The sequence below is a fragment of the Chryseobacterium sp. C-71 genome (assembly GCF_020911865.1).
Lineage (GTDB): Bacteria > Bacteroidota > Bacteroidia > Flavobacteriales > Weeksellaceae > Chryseobacterium.
Map to the genome: position 1 here is coordinate 2,688,633 of NZ_CP087131.1, position 20,177 is coordinate 2,708,809.

General features: G+C 33.9%; 18 protein-coding genes. 7 read left to right on the plus strand and 11 right to left on the minus strand.

What is annotated here, in order from left to right:
* Positions 1-124: 124 nt before the first annotated feature.
* From LNP04_RS12315 to LNP04_RS12330, 4 genes are all read right to left on the minus strand, one after another.
* The gene (locus tag LNP04_RS12315; protein WP_229983258.1) at positions 125-1,579 is read right to left on the minus strand and encodes a hypothetical protein; all 1,455 of its coding nucleotides are present in this window, start codon (positions 1,577-1,579) and stop codon (positions 125-127) included.
* A 528-nt stretch (positions 1,580-2,107) separates the two neighbouring features.
* Positions 2,108-2,278, minus strand: coding sequence for a hypothetical protein (locus LNP04_RS12320; protein WP_229983259.1), 171 nt, complete (start codon positions 2,276-2,278; stop codon positions 2,108-2,110).
* Between the two features lie 231 nt (positions 2,279-2,509).
* Positions 2,510-3,547 (minus strand): patatin-like phospholipase family protein, encoded by a 1,038-nt coding sequence (locus LNP04_RS12325; RefSeq protein ID WP_229983260.1) that lies wholly within the window; start codon positions 3,545-3,547, stop codon positions 2,510-2,512.
* 80 nt (positions 3,548-3,627) lie between these two features.
* Positions 3,628-4,134, minus strand: a complete 507-nt coding sequence (locus tag LNP04_RS12330; protein WP_229983261.1) for a M15 family metallopeptidase — start codon at positions 4,132-4,134, stop codon at positions 3,628-3,630.
* 267 nt (positions 4,135-4,401) lie between these two features.
* Here LNP04_RS12330 and LNP04_RS12335 point away from each other — a divergent pair, with 267 nt between their 5' ends.
* Complete coding sequence (locus tag LNP04_RS12335; protein WP_229983262.1) at positions 4,402-5,676, plus strand: Y-family DNA polymerase; 1,275 nt, start codon at positions 4,402-4,404, stop codon at positions 5,674-5,676.
* Positions 5,677-5,749: 73 nt separating this feature from the next.
* Here LNP04_RS12335 and LNP04_RS12340 read toward each other — a convergent pair whose 3' ends face one another.
* Entirely contained in the window at positions 5,750-6,364 is a 615-nt protein-coding gene (locus tag LNP04_RS12340; RefSeq protein ID WP_229983263.1) for a YdeI family protein, read from the minus strand.
* A gap of 188 nt (positions 6,365-6,552) precedes the next feature.
* Positions 6,553-7,686, minus strand: a complete 1,134-nt coding sequence (locus LNP04_RS12345) for a serine hydrolase (protein ID WP_229983264.1) — start codon at positions 7,684-7,686, stop codon at positions 6,553-6,555.
* A 94-nt stretch (positions 7,687-7,780) separates the two neighbouring features.
* Here LNP04_RS12345 and LNP04_RS12350 point away from each other — a divergent pair, with 94 nt between their 5' ends.
* A complete protein-coding gene (locus LNP04_RS12350; protein WP_229983265.1) occupies positions 7,781-9,082 on the plus strand; it encodes a M48 family metalloprotease in 1,302 nt (433 codons plus the stop codon).
* Between the two features lie 19 nt (positions 9,083-9,101).
* Here the strand turns inward: LNP04_RS12350 and LNP04_RS12355 are convergent, their stop codons facing one another.
* From LNP04_RS12355 to LNP04_RS12365, 3 genes are all read right to left on the minus strand, one after another.
* Positions 9,102-10,631: a hypothetical protein gene (locus LNP04_RS12355; protein ID WP_229983266.1), complete on the minus strand. Its 1,530-nt coding sequence runs from the start codon at positions 10,629-10,631 to the stop codon at positions 9,102-9,104.
* Between the two features lie 87 nt (positions 10,632-10,718).
* Positions 10,719-11,849 (minus strand): serine hydrolase, encoded by a 1,131-nt coding sequence (locus LNP04_RS12360; RefSeq protein ID WP_229983267.1) that lies wholly within the window; start codon positions 11,847-11,849, stop codon positions 10,719-10,721.
* 102 nt (positions 11,850-11,951) lie between these two features.
* Complete coding sequence (locus tag LNP04_RS12365) at positions 11,952-13,493, minus strand: glycine--tRNA ligase (RefSeq protein ID WP_229983268.1); 1,542 nt, start codon at positions 13,491-13,493, stop codon at positions 11,952-11,954.
* Positions 13,494-13,746: 253 nt separating this feature from the next.
* Between LNP04_RS12365 and LNP04_RS12370 the strand changes: the two genes are divergently transcribed.
* A complete protein-coding gene (locus LNP04_RS12370) occupies positions 13,747-13,941 on the plus strand; it encodes a DUF4177 domain-containing protein (protein WP_229983269.1) in 195 nt (64 codons plus the stop codon).
* A gap of 36 nt (positions 13,942-13,977) precedes the next feature.
* Positions 13,978-14,673: a pseudouridine synthase gene (locus LNP04_RS12375; protein WP_229983270.1), complete on the plus strand. Its 696-nt coding sequence runs from the start codon at positions 13,978-13,980 to the stop codon at positions 14,671-14,673.
* 26 nt (positions 14,674-14,699) lie between these two features.
* Here the strand turns inward: LNP04_RS12375 and LNP04_RS12380 are convergent, their stop codons facing one another.
* Positions 14,700-15,677: an IS110 family transposase gene (locus LNP04_RS12380; protein ID WP_229983271.1), complete on the minus strand. Its 978-nt coding sequence runs from the start codon at positions 15,675-15,677 to the stop codon at positions 14,700-14,702.
* 568 nt (positions 15,678-16,245) lie between these two features.
* Here LNP04_RS12380 and LNP04_RS12385 point away from each other — a divergent pair.
* Positions 16,246-17,283: a quinone-dependent dihydroorotate dehydrogenase gene (locus LNP04_RS12385; RefSeq protein WP_229983272.1), complete on the plus strand. Its 1,038-nt coding sequence runs from the start codon at positions 16,246-16,248 to the stop codon at positions 17,281-17,283.
* Positions 17,284-17,353: 70 nt separating this feature from the next.
* Here the strand turns inward: LNP04_RS12385 and LNP04_RS12390 are convergent, their stop codons facing one another.
* Entirely contained in the window at positions 17,354-18,598 is a 1,245-nt protein-coding gene (locus LNP04_RS12390; protein WP_229983273.1) for a DUF445 domain-containing protein, read from the minus strand.
* A 146-nt stretch (positions 18,599-18,744) separates the two neighbouring features.
* Between LNP04_RS12390 and msrB the strand changes: the two genes are divergently transcribed.
* Both msrB and LNP04_RS12400 read left to right on the plus strand, forming a co-directional pair.
* Entirely contained in the window at positions 18,745-19,230 is a 486-nt protein-coding gene (gene msrB, locus LNP04_RS12395; protein ID WP_229986301.1) for a peptide-methionine (R)-S-oxide reductase MsrB, read from the plus strand.
* A gap of 127 nt (positions 19,231-19,357) precedes the next feature.
* On the plus strand, positions 19,358-20,116 hold the full coding sequence (locus LNP04_RS12400) for a murein L,D-transpeptidase catalytic domain family protein (RefSeq protein ID WP_229983274.1): 759 nt from the start codon (positions 19,358-19,360) through the stop codon (positions 20,114-20,116).
* The last annotated feature ends 61 nt before the right edge of the window (positions 20,117-20,177 follow it).

Below are 20,177 nucleotides of genomic sequence, written 5' to 3' on the forward strand. Positions count from 1 at the left end.
AAAACTTGACGCATTATTATTTCTTTTAAAAAAGTTTAAAAAGATTCTTTAATGAAATAAAAAGGCTCGGGGATCAAATTTGAAAAATTTGATCCCCGAGCCTGAGATGAAAAAATGATAGAAATTATTTCTTACAGGTACTGTATTCAGAAATAATATGAATCAGGTTTTCTTCATTTTTCAGGTCTAAACTTTCTTTCTTCAACGTTTCAGAAAGAGTTTTACAGTCTTTAAGGTAATCTGCCAGTTTCAGAGACAGTTTTTCACTGGATCGATTATCGAGCATCTGGCCTTTTTGCTGGATATCTGTTTTCACGACATATTTTTGAAGCTCTACAGGATCCTGTAGAAGCATGATTTTATTTTCCTTGGCTATTAGTCTGTAGAAATAAGAATTATTACCATGAAGGTCTCCATAGTTCTGAAGCTTTTTCATCAGTTCGCCTTTTACATCCAAGCCATAATAGCAATCTTCACCTCCGTTGTAAGACACACAAAAATATATTCCCGAGTCGGCATTATATGTTTTGGTTCTCACGCTTCCTCCCGGTAAATTGGTTTTGAGACTCACTCTTTGACCAAACAAATCTGCTCCGTCGGTGGGTAATTTCTGTCCTGTTCTTTCGGTATCTAGCTTTTCAAACCAGATCGTGATCAATCCTTCTGTCTTTTTACCGGATTTTTCTACGACATATCCTTGAACGTCATAGAGATTGATACTTCTGTCGATTGCATCTTTCACTTTTGCATGCTGAAGCTCCTGGTTTTTATAGTAAGCCTGATGCTCGAGTGTGTAACCTTCTATGAAAAGATTGGCAATCAATTCATTCACAAAAGCATAATCTGAAGGAGCATAAGGTCTGGTTGCTACAAATGTAAATTCATGATTGTCAAAAGTTTTAACCAGATACGTTTTGATTCCTTGTTTGCTTTCATACATTCTTGCCACTTTTATTCCGTCAAGATCACTCACTTCAAGACAAGGACTTCCACTTCCAAAACCGCAATTAAAAGCAGTAGAATATCCAATGATCTTTGCAGGATAATTTCCATTATTGATCAAAATTTCACCTTTTGAGCCAATCCTTGGATTATAAAGAGATCTTATATTGCTCAGGCTGCTTTGTCTATCGTTTTCACCGGCGATGCTGTTGGCTTTTGCCTGAAGATATTTATCGGCTAAATTTTCTCTCTGAACGTTAAAAAACTGTTCAATCTCTGCTGTGTTCAGACCTTTTTCATTAAAGAAATTATATTTTACCGCCAATTGATGAGCAATGATACGATCGGGTTTAAAAGAAGTGATCAAAACTTCGTAAGGAATCTGAGTCGTTTTTCCGTCCGCAGATTTCATATCCAGATAGTATAAAAATTCTTTTCCGGCTAAAGCAACGCCTTTTAAATCAAGATCAAAAGCTTTCTGATTGTTTAAATTGTAAAACTCATAATGATCTCTGTAGGGAGATTTTATGATCGCAACTTCTTTTTCGTTGTAAAGAATTTTATCTTTTTTAAGCTGAATTTTCTGAGAAAAAACAAAACCTGAAAGCATAAAGCAAAATAATAAAAGTAATCTCATAATATATTTTAATCTAAATAATTAATGTGCGAAAATTATGAATTTATCTTTATAATATTAAAATATTCATTGATTATAAATAATAAATTCCTGATTATTAAGATTGAAAAATAATTTGAAAGTTAAAATGTTTAATGCAATAGAATTAATAAAAAGAGACTGTCTTTTTTTGAGATAGTCTCTTCTTTGTTCTATCAGAAATAATTTTACTGATGATGTTACTTTAGTGAAACGTTTCCATTCATGGACAGCGTAAGAATTGAGCGTGTAAAAAATAAATTAAAAGATACCCATTGTGCATTTTGCAGATACCGTCAAGCAGCTGATAATTAAAGCCTTTGTATTTCTTTGCTAAATGAAATGCCATTGTTTATCTTAAAAAATAACATTTATTATAAAAACTTTGTCTTTCCTAGCGATAAAAAAACGCAAGGTTATACAAAGAAGTGTAAAAAAATACCGAAATCAAGCTATACAAAGCCGTTCCACTTATTTTGGCAAGACAATAATTCAAAATGTACAACGGGCTTAAAAGATATCTTCTTCCAGAATATCATTTTCAAAGTCTTCTCTGAAGAAATTTTCAATCTCGTCGAGATAGTTGTCGTAGTCTATTTCTGTGTTTTCAATATCGCTCCAGTTGATGGTGTAAAGGTCTTCATCAAAGATAGTATAGGTGTTGTGATTTGGTGTTTCCATGTTTTTTGTTTTTAAATATGGGTTAAAATTGGAACATACTTCTGGTTGTTCATCATGTGAAAATGTTGAATTCAAAAAAGTTTTTTAAAGTTTGGGATTTTGTTTTTTGTCTTTATCTCTACTTCAAAATTATTAGGTAGAAGCGACAAAACATGACGTGTGTTTTAATAAATTTAAATATTTGAAATATAATCTAATTAGATTATATTGACCAGATATAAGTAAAAAAGCTTATATTTTGTTTCTGATTAATTTTTGTACAATTTGATTTAAAGTTTCTCTGTTATCATCGATGTAGCTTAGTCCGGCCTGTATCAGGTTTTCAATATTTGATCTCGATACATTATCCATCGCAGGAGATGCATTTTTTAAAGACGGATTGATTCGGTAATAATTTTTCTGATTTCGCTGTCCCAAAGTCTGAAACATCTGGCAAAGCTGATAATCTACAGTCTCAGCATTGGCAGACATCAAAATATCAATGATAGGAGTTACCCAACCAATTTTTCCCGCTTTCTCCATTTTCCTGAACGAATAGCTTTTAGATTCCAATCCGGTGCCGATTGACACAATAATCATATCATTTACGGTAGGGTGATTTGCTTTCTGATGGTTTTTAAAAACTTCGGCAAAAGGAGTTCTCCTTGCTTCTGCATAGGCACAAAGTGCAGGGTTGTTGGCAAACATTCCGCCATCAATTAAACTGAAAATCTGCCCATACATCGACTTAATCTGAACCGGACTGAAATAGGTAGGTGCAGCTGAAGTTGCTCTGCAAACATCCTTTACATAAAAATTATCTGTACTTAAGTTGGCTTTACACGAATTAAATAATTTGGCTCTTCTGTTTTCTATATCGTAGCTTGTGATTAAACAAGGTTTTATTAATTCTTTTAATTCGAGTTTCCCAAAAAAATCATTCAGGTTTTTCTCAAGGGCTTCCTGGGAGATTTTTTCATTGAGCAATCCGAAAGGATTAACCAGCTTCTCCCAAAAAGAAACCTGAAATATGTCGCCACCTTTTTCAGCATATAATTCTAACCCTTTTTGGATCGAATATTTTGCTTTTCGGTGTTCATCAGGACAGAGGATAATAGAAGCAATCAATGCTCCGGTGCTGCTTCCGGCAACCAGATCAAAATAATCTCCAAGCTTCGCACCCGGTTTATGGTGATGCTGTAACTGCTCTTCTATATAGCGTAAAATAATACAGGTAATAATGCCTCTTATTCCCCCACCGTCCAAAGATAAAATGGTTGTTTTTTTCATTTTTTCCTATTGTTATTTGGTAAAGCAAAGGTAGAAGCGAAGTGCGACAGAACTTGACGTGTTAAATTAATTATGTTAAATTATTTTTCAAATATCACATATCCATCTTTATCCATTTTCATCTTCAAAAGCATTCTCCAGCTCGTTTTCACCAATCCTTTTTTAGTTAAAATATTCTTCTTTTCAAAATGGGGAAGATCTTTGAAGGTTTTCCAGTTTCCACCCCAATCCCAGCCGTGTTTTGCGAAAATTTTCACACACTCATACCAATCGGCAACTTGATCATTGTCCCAATCTTTTGCGGTGTCCCAGCTTGCTGTTTTTCCGTCAATAATTAAACACATATCCACTGCTAAACCATAATTATGAATGCTTTGCCCGGCTTTTGCGTTGGTTACTTTCTTTCCTGAAGTAATTCTTCCGATGGCATATAATCTTTCCTGTTCCTCGAAACTTCGCAGTCCCTGAGTGATTCTGATTTTTGCTTTTCCCGTGAGAGCTTCATCACATTCTTTAATAATTTGTTTTACCTCCTCTCTCACAAAAGGATGTAATTTTTCAATTCTTTGTAAGGTTACTTTATCCATAATTTTAATTTCTTTGGAAAGCAAATGTAGATATGTAATACGTCAAAACTTGACGTGTTGAGAATGAAAAAAATGTTATTTTGAATAAAAAAATAAACTTTCTGTAAACACTGATTAATACATTAATGCGACAAAACATGACGTGTTTTAAAGTATTTAACTGGTTGATTTTTAGCTAAATAATTATGGTGTTAAAAGTTTAATTAAACATAGTATTCTGTTTTAAAAGTTATAGCTTTGTACTTTCAAACAGTCATTTTTAATATCATGTACGCCTTAGTAGATTGCAATAATTTCTTTGTTTCCTGTGAGAGAACGCTCGATCCGGAACTTGAAAACAAACCTGTTGTTGTACTTTCCAACAACGATGGATGTGTTGTGTCTCGAAGTAAAGAAGCGAAAGATTTGGGAATTCCGATGGCGGCTCCAGCATTTAAGTATAAAGAACTTTTTAAAAAACATGATGTAAAAAGCTTCTCTGCAAAATTTGAATTGTATAATTTTAAAAGCCAGCAAGTGATTCAACTTGCGAGTTCTTACGTTTTAGAATACGAAACTTACAGCATCGATGAGTTATTTTTAAACCTCACAGGCTTTAAATATATTAGTGTTTATGATTATTGTCTTGAAATTCGTGAAAGAATTAAAAATGAAGTCAATATTCCTGTAAGTATTGGCATTGCTCCCACAAAAACCTTATGTAAAGTTGCCAACAGAATTGTAAAAGATTTTCCCGAAAAGTTCAATGAGGGCGTTTATATTTTAGACACTCCCGAAAAAATTGAAAAAGCTTTAAAATGGCTCGACATCGGCGATGTTTGGGGAATAGGTCGAAAACTTAGCGCCAAAATGAATGACAACGGTGTTTATAAAGCCTGGGATTTACTTCAAAAACCCGAGATGTGGGTTCGAAAAGTTATGGGAATTCATGGCGTAAGAATGATTAATGAGTTGAAAGGAATCCGTCAGCTGGAATTAGATGTTCCTTCACCTAAAAAATCGATTGCCGTTACAAGAAGTTTCATGCAAATGCTGACTAAGAAAGAAGACGTGCGCGAAAGAGTAGAAACTTTTGGAATGTATTGTTCAGAAAGATTAAGAAAACAAAATACCTGCTGCAAAATGATTACGGTTTTCGTGCAGACCAATCGTTTCAGAAAAGATTTACCGGAATATAGAAATGCAAGAACTCAGATTCTTCCTAATCCCACCAATTCATCAATCCTTATTGGTAGGGTAGTGAATGAATTATTTGAATCTATTTTTGAGGAAGGATTTCATTATAAAAAAGCCGGAGTTATTGTCAATGATTTTGTGCCCGAAGATCAAAGATTGATTAATTTGTTTGAAGAAGATACTCAAAATCAACATTTACCTGTGATGAAAGCGATGGATGCAATGAATAAAAAGTACGGAAAAGATAAAGTTCGTTTGGGAAGTATGAGCGGAAAAAATACTTGGGGACGTGCACAAATATCACCGGAATATGAGGCTTTTCTAAAAAATAATACGCTTCCTGAAGCAAATTTCAGATTCCACTAAGAGTTTAGTTTACAATTAAAATTGTCTTCAGTCTTGTAAACATCCAGCTTCCATCATCTGACTTCCAGCCAAATCACTTCTTTTTTTCATATTTCCAATTCCGCCCTTTTCCTTCGGCAATCCACTCCAGAGCTTGTTCCGTTCTTTTATTTCTGGTGGTTTCTGTTTTGGCGTCAACAATCCAGTTAATGTATTCTTTTCTAAATGATGGAGAAGCTTTTTCAAAAACTTCAAGCGCTTTTTTATTTTGGTTTAAAGCATTTTTAAAATATTCGGGAACTTCAATTACTGTGCTTGAAGGTGGTGCTTTTTTCAGTTTCACACCCATGTCGGTCAGTTCCATCGCTTCGAGAATAATTTTCTTAAGCTGGGGTTTTGAAGGAAGATCTTCGAGTTTGGTAATCTTGCCGAGACTGAACATATTTGTTTTTTCCACATCCGTTTCAAGATTTTTTATCGTCTGCATTTCATCGTGCAGCCAAAATCCCATGCTACAATACTGCTTAAAAGAAACCATTGAGCAGAGAATTTTATCCTTATACATAAATGTCGGAAACTTCCATTTGATAGCTTCTTCCAAATCTGGACAAAACTCATGCACAATCTCACGAATATAATGTAGAATCGGTTTTGCAAAATCTTGAGATTTCTCAATATATTCATCTACTAAAGGATTGTACTTTTGCATAATTCAATTTAAAAATAAAATTTAAATAGGAAGGTCTTTTGGTTCTTAAGCTTTTTTAAGGTTCAGACAAATCTGAATTTAACGATGTGCTTAATTATCTTTAGATATTTCCTTAATATCTCCCTTAGCAATTTAATTAATCTTAATGGTTAAAAAAATATTTTCAACCTCAATCTTAGCTTCAACCTTTAAGCAAAATGCTTTACCGTTTCATTCACCAAAAACTTCACCTGATCCGGTCTTCCCCGATCTGTTTTAGGCAAATTATTATAGCTTCCTGTTCTTACGATGACCATTTTATGTTCCGGAATCATAATAATGTATTGTCCCTGAAGTCCAAGGAAATAATAATGTTTTATAGGATTATCGTTATTAATCCAAAAACCCATTCCGTAAATTTCATCAGATTTTTTGGTGGGAGTTCTCATTTGTTCAATGAAATCTAAATTCAGAATCTGATTGGCACCTACTTTTCCGTCATTTATAAACAACTGTCCGAGTTTTGCAAAGTCTCTCGAATTTGAATGAATACAGCAGTAGGTTTTTTCCATTCCGCTTTCGTCGACACTCCAATCGGCATTCTGTTCCATTCCCAAAGGAATCCAGAATTTTTCCGATAAATAACTTGATAAGGATTGGTTAATTGCTTTTTTTACTGCAAACCCTAGAAGCTGTGTAGAACCGCTTTGGTATTCGAATCTTTCGCCTGGTTTCTCTTTAAATTTTCTTGAAAATGTAGCTTTGATGAGACTTCTTCCATAATACGCTCTGGCATTCGGCAGAAAAGGGTTTTTGTAATTTTCATCCCAAATTAAGCCAGATTCCATTTGGGCAAGATGTTTTAAATTTAAATCTTTACCAAAAGGTTTCAATTTAAACTCATCATAGAATTCGGAAAAATTCTGATCGATATTTTTAATTTTTCCCTCTTCTAAAGCCTTGCCGTAAAGCATTACGGTAACTGCTTTTGCCATAGAAAATGAATTCGTTTTCGAAAGTTCATGATATCCGTTCCAATATTGTTCGTGCAGTAATTTTCCATCTTTTATGACTAAAAATGAAGCGGTATTTGAATGAATCAAATCATCAACTATGTTTTTCGGTAATTCTTTTTTGTTGTAATCAGGATGCTCATCCCAAAGAACAGGATTTGTGGTTTGAATGATATTTTTCGTAAAAAATTTCCCGTCATCAATGTTCGCACTCGATTTCCCACGAAGATAGGTTTTAGAAATTCCGCTGAAAAGGTAAGCGTATCCTAAAAGATATATTAATGCCGCCAAAGCAAGAATAAAAACGATGAAATAAAATAAAATTGTCATAATAAACGATCTGTAACAAATTTAAAATAAATTTGAAGAGAAAGTAATAAATGTACTCTGAAATGAATTATTTTTGTGTTAATTGATAAAATATATGATCAAAAAATTGACTGTTTTTTTGCTGGTTATGTTTTCTGCAATCTGTATCGCACAGACGTACAGACCTCTTGATACCGCAGATTATGTTCAAAGAAAAGAATTCCTGAAAATATTTTCGGCAAATAATGAGTTGTTGATTAAAAATCTTAAGCTTAAATATTCCGGAAAAACAGGAAATGAGCTCTCTAAGATTTATAAAGAATTTGAGAAAGATTTTGAAAAGAAAGTGAAAGAAAAAGATTTCATTTTCACATCAGTATTTGACTCAAAAGTAAAGTCTCTGATTGAGCGTTTGAGGAAAAATAATCATCAGATTCCCAAAGAACTTCAGATCCTTATTGCAAAAGACAATACGCCCAACGCATACTGTATGGCAGACGGAACTTTTGTGATAAATATGGGGCTTTTTAACTGGCTCAATAACGATGATCAGGTCGCTTCCGTAATTTCGCATGAGCTGGGACATAAAATAGAGGAACATTCTCTGAGAACATTTATGAGCTTTATTAATGATGATCGGCAGGATAAGATTACGGTTCAAAATATAAAAGCGACTGCCGGAAATAAAAATCAGAAAGCCTTTGATATTCTAAAAAGCAGAATGTATAAAAAAGGTGTTGAGAAAAGAAAAGATGAAATGCAGGCAGATTCTTTAGGGTATGCAGTTTTTAAGAACAGCGATTTTATAAAAGGAGAATTTGTGAATGCTTTAAAAAGGCTTCAGGATTTTGATACCATCTCACCAAGAGAATTAAAAATTGAAACCTATAAGAAATATTTTAATTTTCCTAAACAGGCTTTTCAGGATAAATGGCTGAAGAAAGAAGATTTTTCACTTTATAATTATAATCATTTTAAAGAAAAATTAGATAAAGATTCATTGGCTTCTCACCCGGAAGTTACTCTAAGGATTGAAAAACTTAAGAAGATATTTCCGGAGCTCAAAACATCTTCATCTTCTGAAAAAGCATCCGAATCATTTACTTCATTGGGAAAAATTGCAAGAATGGAAATCTTACCCAATTTCTATCATGCAGAAGATTATGGATTGGGAATTTACACCAGTCTGCAGTTTTTGCAGGATGCGGAAGAAGAAAAATATTATGAAAAATGGCTGGGAAAATGTTTTGCCAAAATCTATGAAGGAAGGAAAAATTACAATCTAAATCGATATCTCGATCGGGTAGACCCGAAAAATCAGAGCGAAAGCTATCAACAGTTTCTCAACTTTATGTGGAACCTGAGCTTGGACGAAATAAAAAATATTTCCGATTACTATCAAAACAAAAACTCCTGATCAAATCAGGAGTTTTTCATTAATAATTCAGCCTTTCTAGACGTATTTTGTTGAATTTTTCTTTTTCGTTAAACTCTCTCAAAAGAATATATCCTTCTTTTCCCACATAAGGAGTGACGATGTAATTGTCTTTCTCAGAAATAGGAATAATTTCCTGTTTAAATGTACCGTCGATCACAGTGTTTATAAAGAGATTCCATTTTTTTTCTTTGGTGACTTGGTCTTTCTGATAGTCTCTGTAAAAGAAAACGACATCTTTGCCATTATTCAGATATTGAGAAAAAAGATAATCGTTATTGGCCCATTTTGTTTTTTCCTTTTCGAAAACTTTCAGTTCTTTTATTTTAAAATCTTTATCGGTAGAAACATACACCAGATCTGTTGTTTTAGAAGCGGTATAATCTGTAGAAGGCTTATATTTTTCTGCCAAAATGCCTACGCTGCCATCACTCATAAAGTACATGTCTTTTGTCTGCAAACTGTAACCGGCTTCTACATATCCATGAACATTGATGCCGGGAATATATTTAAGGAAATCAGGTTTGTAGTTGATGGCTTTTGTATCTGTACTAAAATCTGACTTGTTAATCATCAGCCTTGCATATCCAAAAGGATTCATCGTTGAGGAATAATTTCTGCCCGTAAAAATTATTTTATCATCAAATGTCTTGTCATTATCAATCCTCATCCCTCCGGAATTGAAAACATCAATATTGTATATTGTTTCGGGAGAAAGTCCTGTTATTGGGTTGTTTGATAATTCTTTTCCGGTTTTCATGTCAAGTACCAGAAGTGTAAAGGTTTTGTCATCTCCATTTACCTTACGTAAAATTCCGTACAGATGTTTTTCATCTTTATCCAGAATGCTCAGGTCTGAGAATACTTTTTTGTCTCCGTTGGTATTGTATTGATATCTCCAGATTTCTTTTTTATCATCATCAAATTTTATGATCGCATTGTTGTTGACGTACTTTCCATAGTCATTATATTCAATGGCAATCAATCCGCCTTCTTTAATTTCGCCAACGGCAGAAACATAGTTATAGCCTTTTTCTTTTTTCTCTTCACGGTTTTCTTTTCTCTGTTCTTTCCAGTTTTTGGGCTGGTTGATTTCTTTAAAAGCTCCGTTTTGATAATCGTAATAGACTTTTCTTTTAATGGTATTGGTTTTAGGATCAATCACCATCGAAACGGGCGTGAAAATATCACGCAGTTTTATTTGTGAATAATCCAGCTGTGAAGGTCGCAGAATGATCTGACCTTTAAAATCAACATACCCTAAATAAGATGCCGCAGTGATATCACCTTCAAACTCCTTGTTGGCAACAGGGTTGAGGTTTTTATCAAGAATTACATATTCAAATTTTTTGGTTTTTTCTCCGGATTTACCATAAGAATATAATGAGATGTAGCCGTAGAGATTATCTTTATCGTCAAATAAAGCATTCATTCCGATGTATTCTCCCGAAGCTAATGAGGCTAAATCCTGTGTTTGGGAATAGGCAAATGCTTGTACCAGACCAAAAAGGAGTAAATAAATTTTCTTCATTAATGAACTTTTCACAAAAATAGAAAATTACCCGAATTATCTTTAAATAAAAACAGGAAAGCTTTTGTTTTCTTAAAAATAAATGAATTATACCATTTTAGTAAACTCATCAACAAGAAGTTTTACCTGAAGAGGTCTTAGTTTTTCATCAACCTCAAGTCGGTTATAAAAACCTGTTTTCACGATCACCATTTTCTTTTCCGGAATCATAATGATAAACTGACCCAAAAACCCATAAAAAAATCTATGTTTGATCTTGTTGTCGTCATCTGCCCATATGGTAAAACAAAATGCATCATTAGCTTTTGTAGGAGTAAGCAGTTTTTCGCAATATTCTTTACTGATCAGTTGCTTTCCTTCCCAATTACCATTCTGCAAGATAAGCTGCCCTATTTTTGCAAAATCTCTCGGAGTTGCATGAATGCAGCAGAAAGTCTTTTCCATTCCTTTTTCATCGGTACTCCACTTAGCAGGAAATTCCATATTAAGAGGCTTCCAGAGCTTTTCGGAGAGATAGGTTGAGAGTTGCTTGCCAATTACTTTTCTCAGAGCAAGACCTAAAAGTTGTGGAGCAACACTTTGATATTCATATTTTTCTCCGGGCATTTCTTTCAAGTCTATTTTGAAAGCTTGTTCTGCAAGATCATCAACAAAATACTGTTTAGAGTTGGGTGCAAAGGGATGGCGATATTCTTCTTCCCAATCTAACCCGGCTTGCATTGTCATAAGATGGCGAATGGTCAGAAATTGCCCATAGCGGCTGTTTTTATACTGCGGAAATATGGAAGAGATAAGCTGATCTTCAGATTGCAGGTAGCCATCATCAATAGCACAGCCGACCAAAATTGAAAGAATTCCCTTGGCTATTGAAAAAGAATTCATCAATGAAGATGAGTTGTGGTCTTTCCAATATTGCTCATGTACAAGTTTGCTGTCATGGATTATGATTAATGATGAAGCACGTGTTTTTTTTAGGTTTTTTAAAACGTTTTCAGAAAGTATTTTAGTATTGTATTTTTCATCTTTTTCCCATGATTTTGGGTGTACATTCGGAACGGGATGAGAAGGGAATTTTTCCTCATCATCAATAGAAGGAGTTATGGGACCTTTTTTCAAATTGATCCCGATCGCTTTAAAAATATATCCATACCCTGAAAGATAAATTACGGCAGCTATTGCTGAGGTTCCTGCGACAACAGCAGATAATAATTTTTTCATGAGCAATGGAATATTTTGAGCTTTTTATTTTTGGCAATTCAACAAAAATAAAAAAATCCCGAACTTAAAGTGTCGGGATTTAAATATTTAATTTAAAAAGTTTTATATTTTAGAAAGTAAATTTCTGAAATTTGTTTTCTCGTCGATGATTCGTCTCAACTCAGAAACCGGAACTCTTTCCTGTTGCATCGTGTCTCTGTCTCTGATGGTTACGGTATGATCTGTAAGTGAATCATGATCTACTGTAATACAATAAGGTGTACCAATCGCATCTTGTCTTCTGTAACGTTTTCCGATTGCATCTTTTTCTTCATAGAATAAGTTGAAGTCGTATTTTAAATCGTTGAAGATATTTTCCGCATATTCTGCTAAGCCGTCTTTCTTCATTAACGGAAGAATTGCTGCTTTAATTGGTGCTAAAGCCGGAGGTAAAGATAAAACTGTTCTTTCTGAGCCGTCTTCTAGTACTTCGTCTCTTAAACAATGAGAGAAAATGGATAGGAATAATCTGTCTAAACCTACAGAAGTTTCCACAACATAAGGAACGTAGTTTTCATTTCTTTCCGGATCGAAGAACTGAAGTTTTCTTCCGGAGAATTCTTCGTGAGCTTTCAAATCGAAATCAGTTCTCGAGTGAATACCTTCCAATTCTTTAAATCCGAAAGGGAAATTAAACTCAATATCCGCCGCAGCATTCGCATAATGTGCCAATTTCTCATGATCGTGGAATCTGTAATTCTCATTTCCTAAACCAAGAGCTAAATGCCAGTTCAGACGTTTTTGCTTCCATTGTTCGTAGAATTCAAGTTCTGTTCCCGGAGCAACGAAAAACTGCATTTCCATCTGTTCAAATTCACGCATTCTGAAGATAAACTGTCTCGCAACAATCTCATTTCTAAATGCTTTTCCAATTTGTGCAATACCAAACGGAAGTCTGTGACGAGAAGTTTTCTGAACGTTTAAGAAGTTAACGAAAATTCCCTGAGCAGTTTCCGGTCTCAAATAAAGATCCATCGCAGAATCTGCAGAAGCACCCAATTTAGTTCCGAACATTAAGTTAAATTGTCTTACTTCCGTCCAGTTTCTTGAGCCTGTATCAGGATCAGCAATTTCCAACTCTTCAATCAAAGCTTTTACATCAGCAAGGTCTTCATTTTCTAAAGATTTTGCCAATCTTGAAAGAATAGCTTCTCTTTTTGCTCTGTATTCCAGAATTTTTGGATTCGTTGCCACAAACTGATCTTTATCGAAAGAATCACCAAATCTTTTGGCAGCTTTCTCAATTTCCTTGTTCTCTTTATCTTCAATTTTTGCACAATAGTCTTCCACCAAAACATCTGCTCTGAAACGTTTTTTAGAATCTTTATTGTCAATCAAAGGATCATTAAAAGCATCAACGTGGCCAGAAGCTTTCCAAGTAGTCGGGTGCATCAGAATCGCCGAATCAATACCCACAATATTTTCGTTTAGCTGTACCATCGCTTTCCACCAGTATTGTTTGATATTATTTTTCAGTTCTGCACCGTTCTGTCCATAGTCATAAACAGCTGATAAACCATCATAGATCTCACTGGAAGGGAAAATAAACCCATATTCTTTAGCGTGAGAAATCACTTTCTTGAAAACATCTTCTTGCTTTGCCATAAATTTTTCGTCTTGACTGCAAAAATAGTGAAAATGTGGCAAGTTGGAAGCGGGATAACGCAAGTTTTTAATTCTGAAATTATTAGGAGCCGGAAACCTGCTTTTCGCTATATCTTTTGCTCTTCGTTCCTCATCACAAAAGGATGCCGCTGCAATCAGGGCTATTGACAAAAGTGCGTTTAAAAAATTAAGTCAGACATAAAGGAAAGTATATGTTTAAAATTTATTATATATTGTAAATAAAATATGTGTTATGAAGAAAAGATTTGAATATAAAACGATTGTGGTAAAGCCTAAAGTAAGTTTTTGGACTGTAGAATATGATCCGAATGAAATAGATAAAACATTAAACCAATATGGTAATGAAGGTTGGGAATTGGTAAGTGTGGAAAGCAGAGAATACATGGGAACCTATATCTTTCACTACACTTTTAAGCGCGAACAATAGTTCGGTCTTGTAGTATAGTTTTCCTACTTTTGCCTCATGTTAGAAATTCTTTATCGAGACGAAAATCTTATTGCAATCAACAAACCAAGCGGATTATTGGTTCACAAATCTTTCTATTCCGGAGAAGCAGATACGTATGCTATTCAGGAACTGAGAAAGCAAATTGGGCAAAAAGTGTATCCAGTGCATCGACTTGACCGAAAAACTTCGGGCGTTTTGTTATTTACTTTAGATAAAGATACGCTGAGAATGATGAGTACTCAGTTTGAGGAAAAAAAGGTTGAAAAAAAATACATCGCCATTCTAAGGGGCTGGACGAAGGAAGAAGAAACAATCGATTATGATTTAGTGAATGAAAATGAAGTGAAACAAAATGCGGTTACTTATTATCATCGTCTACAGACTTCGGAAATAGATTTACCTTTTTTAAAGCATCAGACTTCGAGATATTGTTTGGTAGAAGCAATTCCTAAAACAGGAAGATTTCATCAGTTGAGAAAACATTTTAAACATATTTTGCATCCCATTTTGGGCTGTCGCAAACATGGTTGCAATAAACAAAATAAATTGTGGCTTCAAACATTTGGTATCTCCAAAATGACGCTTCACGCCTATCAATTGATTTTTAATCATCCTATTTCTAACGAAAGAATTACGGTCAGCGCTACTATAGATGATGAGTTCAAAAGAGTAGGAGATATTTTGAAACTTGATTTAAGTGCGTATTTCTAGTTGAAAAAAAAACGTCAGTTCGATTTCTATGACATAAGCAAATTATTTTTATACACAGAATTATTTTTTATCAGAGCATAAACTCTGTGTATGATTTTATTTCTAATTGCATTTAAGACAGACATTTTATTCTTTCCCTCTAAAACCTTTCTTTGAAAATATGAAGCGAGATCATTTTTCAATCTTATGGAGCTCAACGCAGCTAAATGTAAAATCTTTTTTAATTCCTTATCAGCCATCGTAGAGACTCGAGGTTTGTAATAGATTGATGAACCTGAGCGATGATCAAACGGAACTACCCCTGAATAACAAGCCATCTTTCTTGCCGATTGAATCTCTGTAAATCCATTAGTTTTAACAATTAGCATAGTAGCCAATACTTTTCCAACACCTGGGACAGTCTGTATTCTTTTATATTGATCCTTCAATTCTACATTCGATTCAATAATCTCTACCATCTTTTTCTCAACTGTTTTAATCTGCTTGTCTAAAAGTAAAATCAATTGTTTATTAAGTTTTATAATTTCCTTATCTGTATGATTTTTAAGAAAGCTTAAATCTTTCATCTGTCTTAATAAACCTGCTTTTATTTTTACTCTGTGTCTACGTTCTGCATTGAGTAAACTTATCTTTTGAATCTCTGAAGATTTAGCAATCCAAGGCTCTAAATCCATGTGGTTTTTCTCCAAAAAAATACAAATTCTCTGACTGTCGAGTTTATCATTCTTACCCCTTAAAAAACCGATGCTTTTCTTTAAATGAAGTGGATTTATAACAAAAACTAAAAGGTCCATATTACTTAGAACTTCGTAAAGTTCAAAATTATACCTTCCTGTATTTTCCATTCCTACAACGGTATCTGCAGTATTGGAGAAACTTTTGAAAAACTTTTTGATAGCTTTCGAATTATTCTCAATTTGATAATGCTGTGTTTTAGAACCTCCCTTAACGAAAACATCCAGAGTTAGTTTACTAATGTCAATTCCAATAAAAACTTTTTCCATAAATTTGTTTTGATTAATTGAAAGAGAAACTTATCATCATCTCAACTCCTTAATAATGGGCTCCAATCCCGAATTTCTATCTGAGTTTTTTGATAAGAAAGTGTTTAAGTCTTAATCGAACTATGAGTTTTGCTCGGAGTGATTATTAGTTTACTTAAACACTTGTCTCTTCTTAATAAAAGTATCAATTTTCTTTTTACAAATCTAAAGGAGTGTTTTTCGTAATGAAATGAAGAAAAATGTATAGAGAACTTTGGACGAAGTTCTCTATACACTCCGCTTTGCTACGCTACTCGAACTGACGAAATTAAAAAGTAATCATGATTAAGTCAAATTGCTGATTTATCTTTGCTCCTTAAAATTCTACATTTAGGATAAATATTTGCGTTAAAAAGCTATAGTGGATTTTAGCGAATTAAACAGATTTTACATTCTATTATTTGTGATTATTATTGAAAAATTAGTATCATTTGTGTTTAAAAAAACCAATGACCAACATTTACATAAATTATCACACATCAATAATTCATTAATTTGAAAATGATTATTTTTGTAAAACTTTTTTTCAATGTACAAATCGCTCATTCGCCCTTTTCTTTTCAAATTTGATCCCGAAGAAGTTCACCACTTTACTTTTTCGATGCTTAAAAATTTCGGATTCTTAACCAAATTATTTCTACCAAAACCAATTGAAGACAAACGTCTGGAAAGAGAAGTTTTCGGACTGAAATTTAAAAATCCAGTTGGTTTAGCGGCAGGTTTCGATAAAAATGCGGTTTTATTCAACGAATTAGGCGATTTAGGATTCGGATTTGTGGAAATCGGAACGGTAACTCCAAAAGCACAGACTGGAAATCCTAAGAAAAGATTATTTCGTCTGATCGAAGATGGAGGAATCATCAATAGAATGGGTTTCAACAATGACGGATTAAAAGCTGCGATTGAAAAGCTGAAAGGCAACAAAGGCAAGATTATCATCGGTGGAAACATTGGAAAAAATACCAATACAACGCCGGAAAATTATACACAGGATTATCTTGATTGTTTCGAAGGTCTTCATCCTTATGTAGATTATTTTGTTTTGAATGTAAGCTGTCCCAACGTTGGTAGCCACGCAAAACTGGAAGATGTTGAATATCTTAGAGAGCTGATAACTGCCGTTAAAAAAATCAATCAGACTAAGCCCACTCAAAAACCAATTCTTTTAAAAATTGCTCCGGATTTAAACAACCAACAGCTTGATGAGATTATCGAACTGATTGCCGATACAAAAATCGATGGAATTGTGGTTTCAAATACATCCGTGAACAGAGAAGGTTTGAAAACTTCACCCGAAGTTTTAGCAGAAATCGGAAACGGTGGTTTAAGCGGAAAACCTATTCGTGAGCGCAGTACAAAAATGATCAAATATCTTTCAGATAAAAGCAACAGAGCTTTCCCGATCATCGGAGTTGGCGGAATTCATTCTGCAAAAGATGCGATTGAAAAGCTAAATGCAGGTGCAACTTTGGTTCAGTTGTACACCGGATTTATTTATGAAGGTCCACAACTTATCAATGATATTAATCAGGAACTTTTAACGAGAGCGAGTAGAATTTCGAGATAAATTTTAATTAAAATATATTGAAAAAGCAAAGTCATCAAGGCTTTGCTTTTTTATGCTTGAAATTTTAGATTTAAAGAAAAAAATGTGAGATCGTATAAATAATCAAACCAACCAATCCTCCAACTAAAGTTCCATTCACACGGATAAATTGTAAGTCTTTACCTACCTCTAATTCAAGCTTTTCGCTCAACTCTTTCCCTTGCCAGTTTCCAACGGTTGAACTGATGAGATTTCCGGCTTGATGGGTGTTTTTAAGGATGTATTTGTAGGCCGTCACTCGTACCCAATTGTCAATTTTATTTTGAAGATTTTCGTCGGTTTTCAGGTTTTCAGAAAACTCGTTGAGGTTTTTTGTGATGTATTTTTTTAATGAAGAATCTTCTTCCTGAAGTTCTGTACCCAATGTTTTTTTAATGGAAAGCCAGATGTCATTTGAATATTCATCTAGTTTATCGGTCTTCAGAAAGTCATTTTTGATGGTTTTAAACTCATCAATCCATTTCGGGTCTTCTTTTAAATCAATAGAAAAGTCGTAGATTTTTTTTGTGATTAAAGATCTGATTTCGTGATTGGTATCTTCTTCTACTTCTCGGAAGAAGTCTGAAAGTCCGCTCGCAATTTTCTGCGCAATTTTATTATCTACAAACGACGGAATAAAAGAATAACTTCCTTTTTTTACTCTTTCCTGAATCATTGCGTCATTCTCTATCAAATATTCTTTGATTTGTTTTGAAAGATTGGTTACTATTTTCTGATGGTCATTTTTATCTAAAAGGTAGATAATTCCGTTGCCTAAAATTTTATTTAACTGAATATCATCCGTCATTTCGCTCACTTTTTTGCTGATAAAATGGCTCACTTCAGAATCATCGAGTTTATTGAGGATATCTAAAATAATGTCTGAAAGATTTTTAATTAAAGCCTCCTGATTTCTTTCTTTTGTCAGCCATTCACCAACAAAGTTGGATATTTTAATTTTCTGAATGTAAGGGCGAATCGTTTGAGGCGATAGGAAATTAGACACTACAAAGCTTCCCAAATTATCACCAAGTTTTTCTTTACTGTTTTCAATAAGATTCGTATGTGGAATCGGAATCCCAAGGGGATAGCGGAAAAGTGCGGTTACTGCAAACCAATCTGCCAAAGCTCCGACCATAGCGGCCTCAGAAAAAGCACGAACATAGCCAATCCAATGGGAGTCGTGAGTTTTTTGAAGAATGGTGGTCACCACAAAGATGACGGCCATCAAAACAAAAAGTCCTGTGGCAAAAGCCTTGTATTTATTGAGTTGTTTTCTTTTCAGTTCATCATTCATAGTCTCAAATTTAGTAAATTTGGAATTGGAAAACAGAATAAAATCAAATTGAAGATTATTGCGGATTAAAATTTGCATTGATCTTGAAGTTTTTAAAATCAATCATGAAATTTTTGATTCCCATATTGTTATTAACCTTTCTGCAGATGTGTTCGCAGACTCAAAAACCCGTCAAAATTACTCCTATGGAAAATACTAAAGCAAAAAACAATCCATATTACTCAAGAACTGACCGTACAAAACTGCATGTTTCGAACGACGAATGGAAGAAAATTCTTTTGCCGGATTTGTATGCCATCGCAAGAGAAGCCGCTACAGAAAGACCTTTCACCGGAAAATACAATGAATTTGACGAGTTAGGAGAATATTACTGTGCAGTTTGCGGAAATCATTTATTCCGCTCTGATTCTAAATTTTCATCAAGTTGTGGTTGGCCAAGTTTTTTTGAAGCTGATAAAGAAGGCACGTCTTACAACAGAGATTCTTCTCATGGGATGGAAAGAATCGAAGTAGTTTGCAAACGTTGCGATTCTCATCTAGGTCACGTTTTCAACGATGGCCCGGCTCCTACGGGAACTCGTTATTGCATGAATTCTGTAAGCTTAGAATTTGTTCCTGATTCTCAAAAATAAGAGCTTAGTATCAGGTAATCATTACGTTAAACTTTCTTAAATTCAGTTAAACTTTCACGGTTTTTAACTGTTATCTTGTTATGTTTATATAATTTTGTCCGACGAATTTTAATTAACATAATATTTAATGAAAGGATTTTATAGCGTATTAGGCATTGTGTACTTGATTTCTACCTCGTTTTATCTAGCTCCAAAAAAGACAGATAATGATAGAATTACTAAAAGCACAAACAAAATCGAAACTATAATTGAGTCAAAATCTCTAAAAAATACAAACAAAGTGAGTTCTTCTGAAGAACTTTATCAATCTATCTCCTTCGAAAATACCAATAAACTTCAGTTTGATGTTTTTGCAAAAGCACTACTAGGTTTTGAAAATCTTAAAAAAGCCGGAAAACTGAGTGAAGAAGCTCATCTTTTAACCATTTGTGATTTCTCATTATCTTCAAATGTCAAAAGACTTTGGGTAATTGATACTGAACAAAGAAAAGTACTTTTCAATTCATTGGTAGCTCACGGAAAGAATACAGGTGAAGAATTTGCAACTAATTTTTCAAATACAGAAAGTTCACTGCAAAGCAGCATGGGATTTTATATCACAGAATCTACCTACAATGGTGATAACGGATATTCTCTAAAACTTTTAGGAATGGACAGAGGCTTTAATGACGCAGCATATAAAAGGGCTGTTGTGATGCACGGAGCAGATTATGTAAGTGAAGAATTCGCAGCTGCTCACAAAAGAATCGGAAGAAGTTGGGGTTGCCCGGCAATTCCAAGAAGTCTGACGGAGCCAATCATCAATACCATCAAAGGAAAAAATTGTCTTTTCATTTATTATCCTGATGAAAATTATCTTTCCTCTTCGGAGTGGTTGAAAGCATAACAAAAAAAGGCTGTTTCTTTATTGAACAGCCTTTTTTATGTTTATTTTATTTTATTTTAAA

What these genes read in the sequence shown, in the direction of transcription:
- LNP04_RS12315 (WP_229983258.1), bottom strand. Translation starts at nt 1,579, where the DNA reads ATGAGATTACTTTTATTATTTTGCTTTATGCTTTCAGGTTTTGTTTTT.
- msrB (WP_229986301.1), top strand. Translation starts at nt 18,745, where the DNA reads ATGTGTTCGCAGACTCAAAAACCCGTCAAAATTACTCCTATGGAAAAT.
- LNP04_RS12360 (WP_229983267.1), bottom strand. Translation starts at nt 11,849, where the DNA reads ATGAAAAAATTATTATCTGCTGTTGTCGCAGGAACCTCAGCAATAGCT.
- LNP04_RS12320 (WP_229983259.1), bottom strand. Translation starts at nt 2,278, where the DNA reads ATGGAAACACCAAATCACAACACCTATACTATCTTTGATGAAGACCTT.
- LNP04_RS12340 (WP_229983263.1), bottom strand. Translation starts at nt 6,364, where the DNA reads ATGCAAAAGTACAATCCTTTAGTAGATGAATATATTGAGAAATCTCAA.
- LNP04_RS12350 (WP_229983265.1), top strand. Translation starts at nt 7,781, where the DNA reads ATGATCAAAAAATTGACTGTTTTTTTGCTGGTTATGTTTTCTGCAATC.
- LNP04_RS12375 (WP_229983270.1), top strand. Translation starts at nt 13,978, where the DNA reads ATGTTAGAAATTCTTTATCGAGACGAAAATCTTATTGCAATCAACAAA.
- LNP04_RS12365 (WP_229983268.1), bottom strand. Translation starts at nt 13,493, where the DNA reads ATGGCAAAGCAAGAAGATGTTTTCAAGAAAGTGATTTCTCACGCTAAA.
- LNP04_RS12385 (WP_229983272.1), top strand. Translation starts at nt 16,246, where the DNA reads ATGTACAAATCGCTCATTCGCCCTTTTCTTTTCAAATTTGATCCCGAA.
- LNP04_RS12380 (WP_229983271.1), bottom strand. Translation starts at nt 15,677, where the DNA reads ATGGAAAAAGTTTTTATTGGAATTGACATTAGTAAACTAACTCTGGAT.
- LNP04_RS12330 (WP_229983261.1), bottom strand. Translation starts at nt 4,134, where the DNA reads ATGGATAAAGTAACCTTACAAAGAATTGAAAAATTACATCCTTTTGTG.
- LNP04_RS12345 (WP_229983264.1), bottom strand. Translation starts at nt 7,686, where the DNA reads ATGACAATTTTATTTTATTTCATCGTTTTTATTCTTGCTTTGGCGGCA.
- LNP04_RS12370 (WP_229983269.1), top strand. Translation starts at nt 13,747, where the DNA reads ATGAAGAAAAGATTTGAATATAAAACGATTGTGGTAAAGCCTAAAGTA.
- LNP04_RS12325 (WP_229983260.1), bottom strand. Translation starts at nt 3,547, where the DNA reads ATGAAAAAAACAACCATTTTATCTTTGGACGGTGGGGGAATAAGAGGC.
- LNP04_RS12335 (WP_229983262.1), top strand. Translation starts at nt 4,402, where the DNA reads ATGTACGCCTTAGTAGATTGCAATAATTTCTTTGTTTCCTGTGAGAGA.
- LNP04_RS12400 (WP_229983274.1), top strand. Translation starts at nt 19,358, where the DNA reads ATGAAAGGATTTTATAGCGTATTAGGCATTGTGTACTTGATTTCTACC.
- LNP04_RS12355 (WP_229983266.1), bottom strand. Translation starts at nt 10,631, where the DNA reads ATGAAGAAAATTTATTTACTCCTTTTTGGTCTGGTACAAGCATTTGCC.
- LNP04_RS12390 (WP_229983273.1), bottom strand. Translation starts at nt 18,598, where the DNA reads ATGAATGATGAACTGAAAAGAAAACAACTCAATAAATACAAGGCTTTT.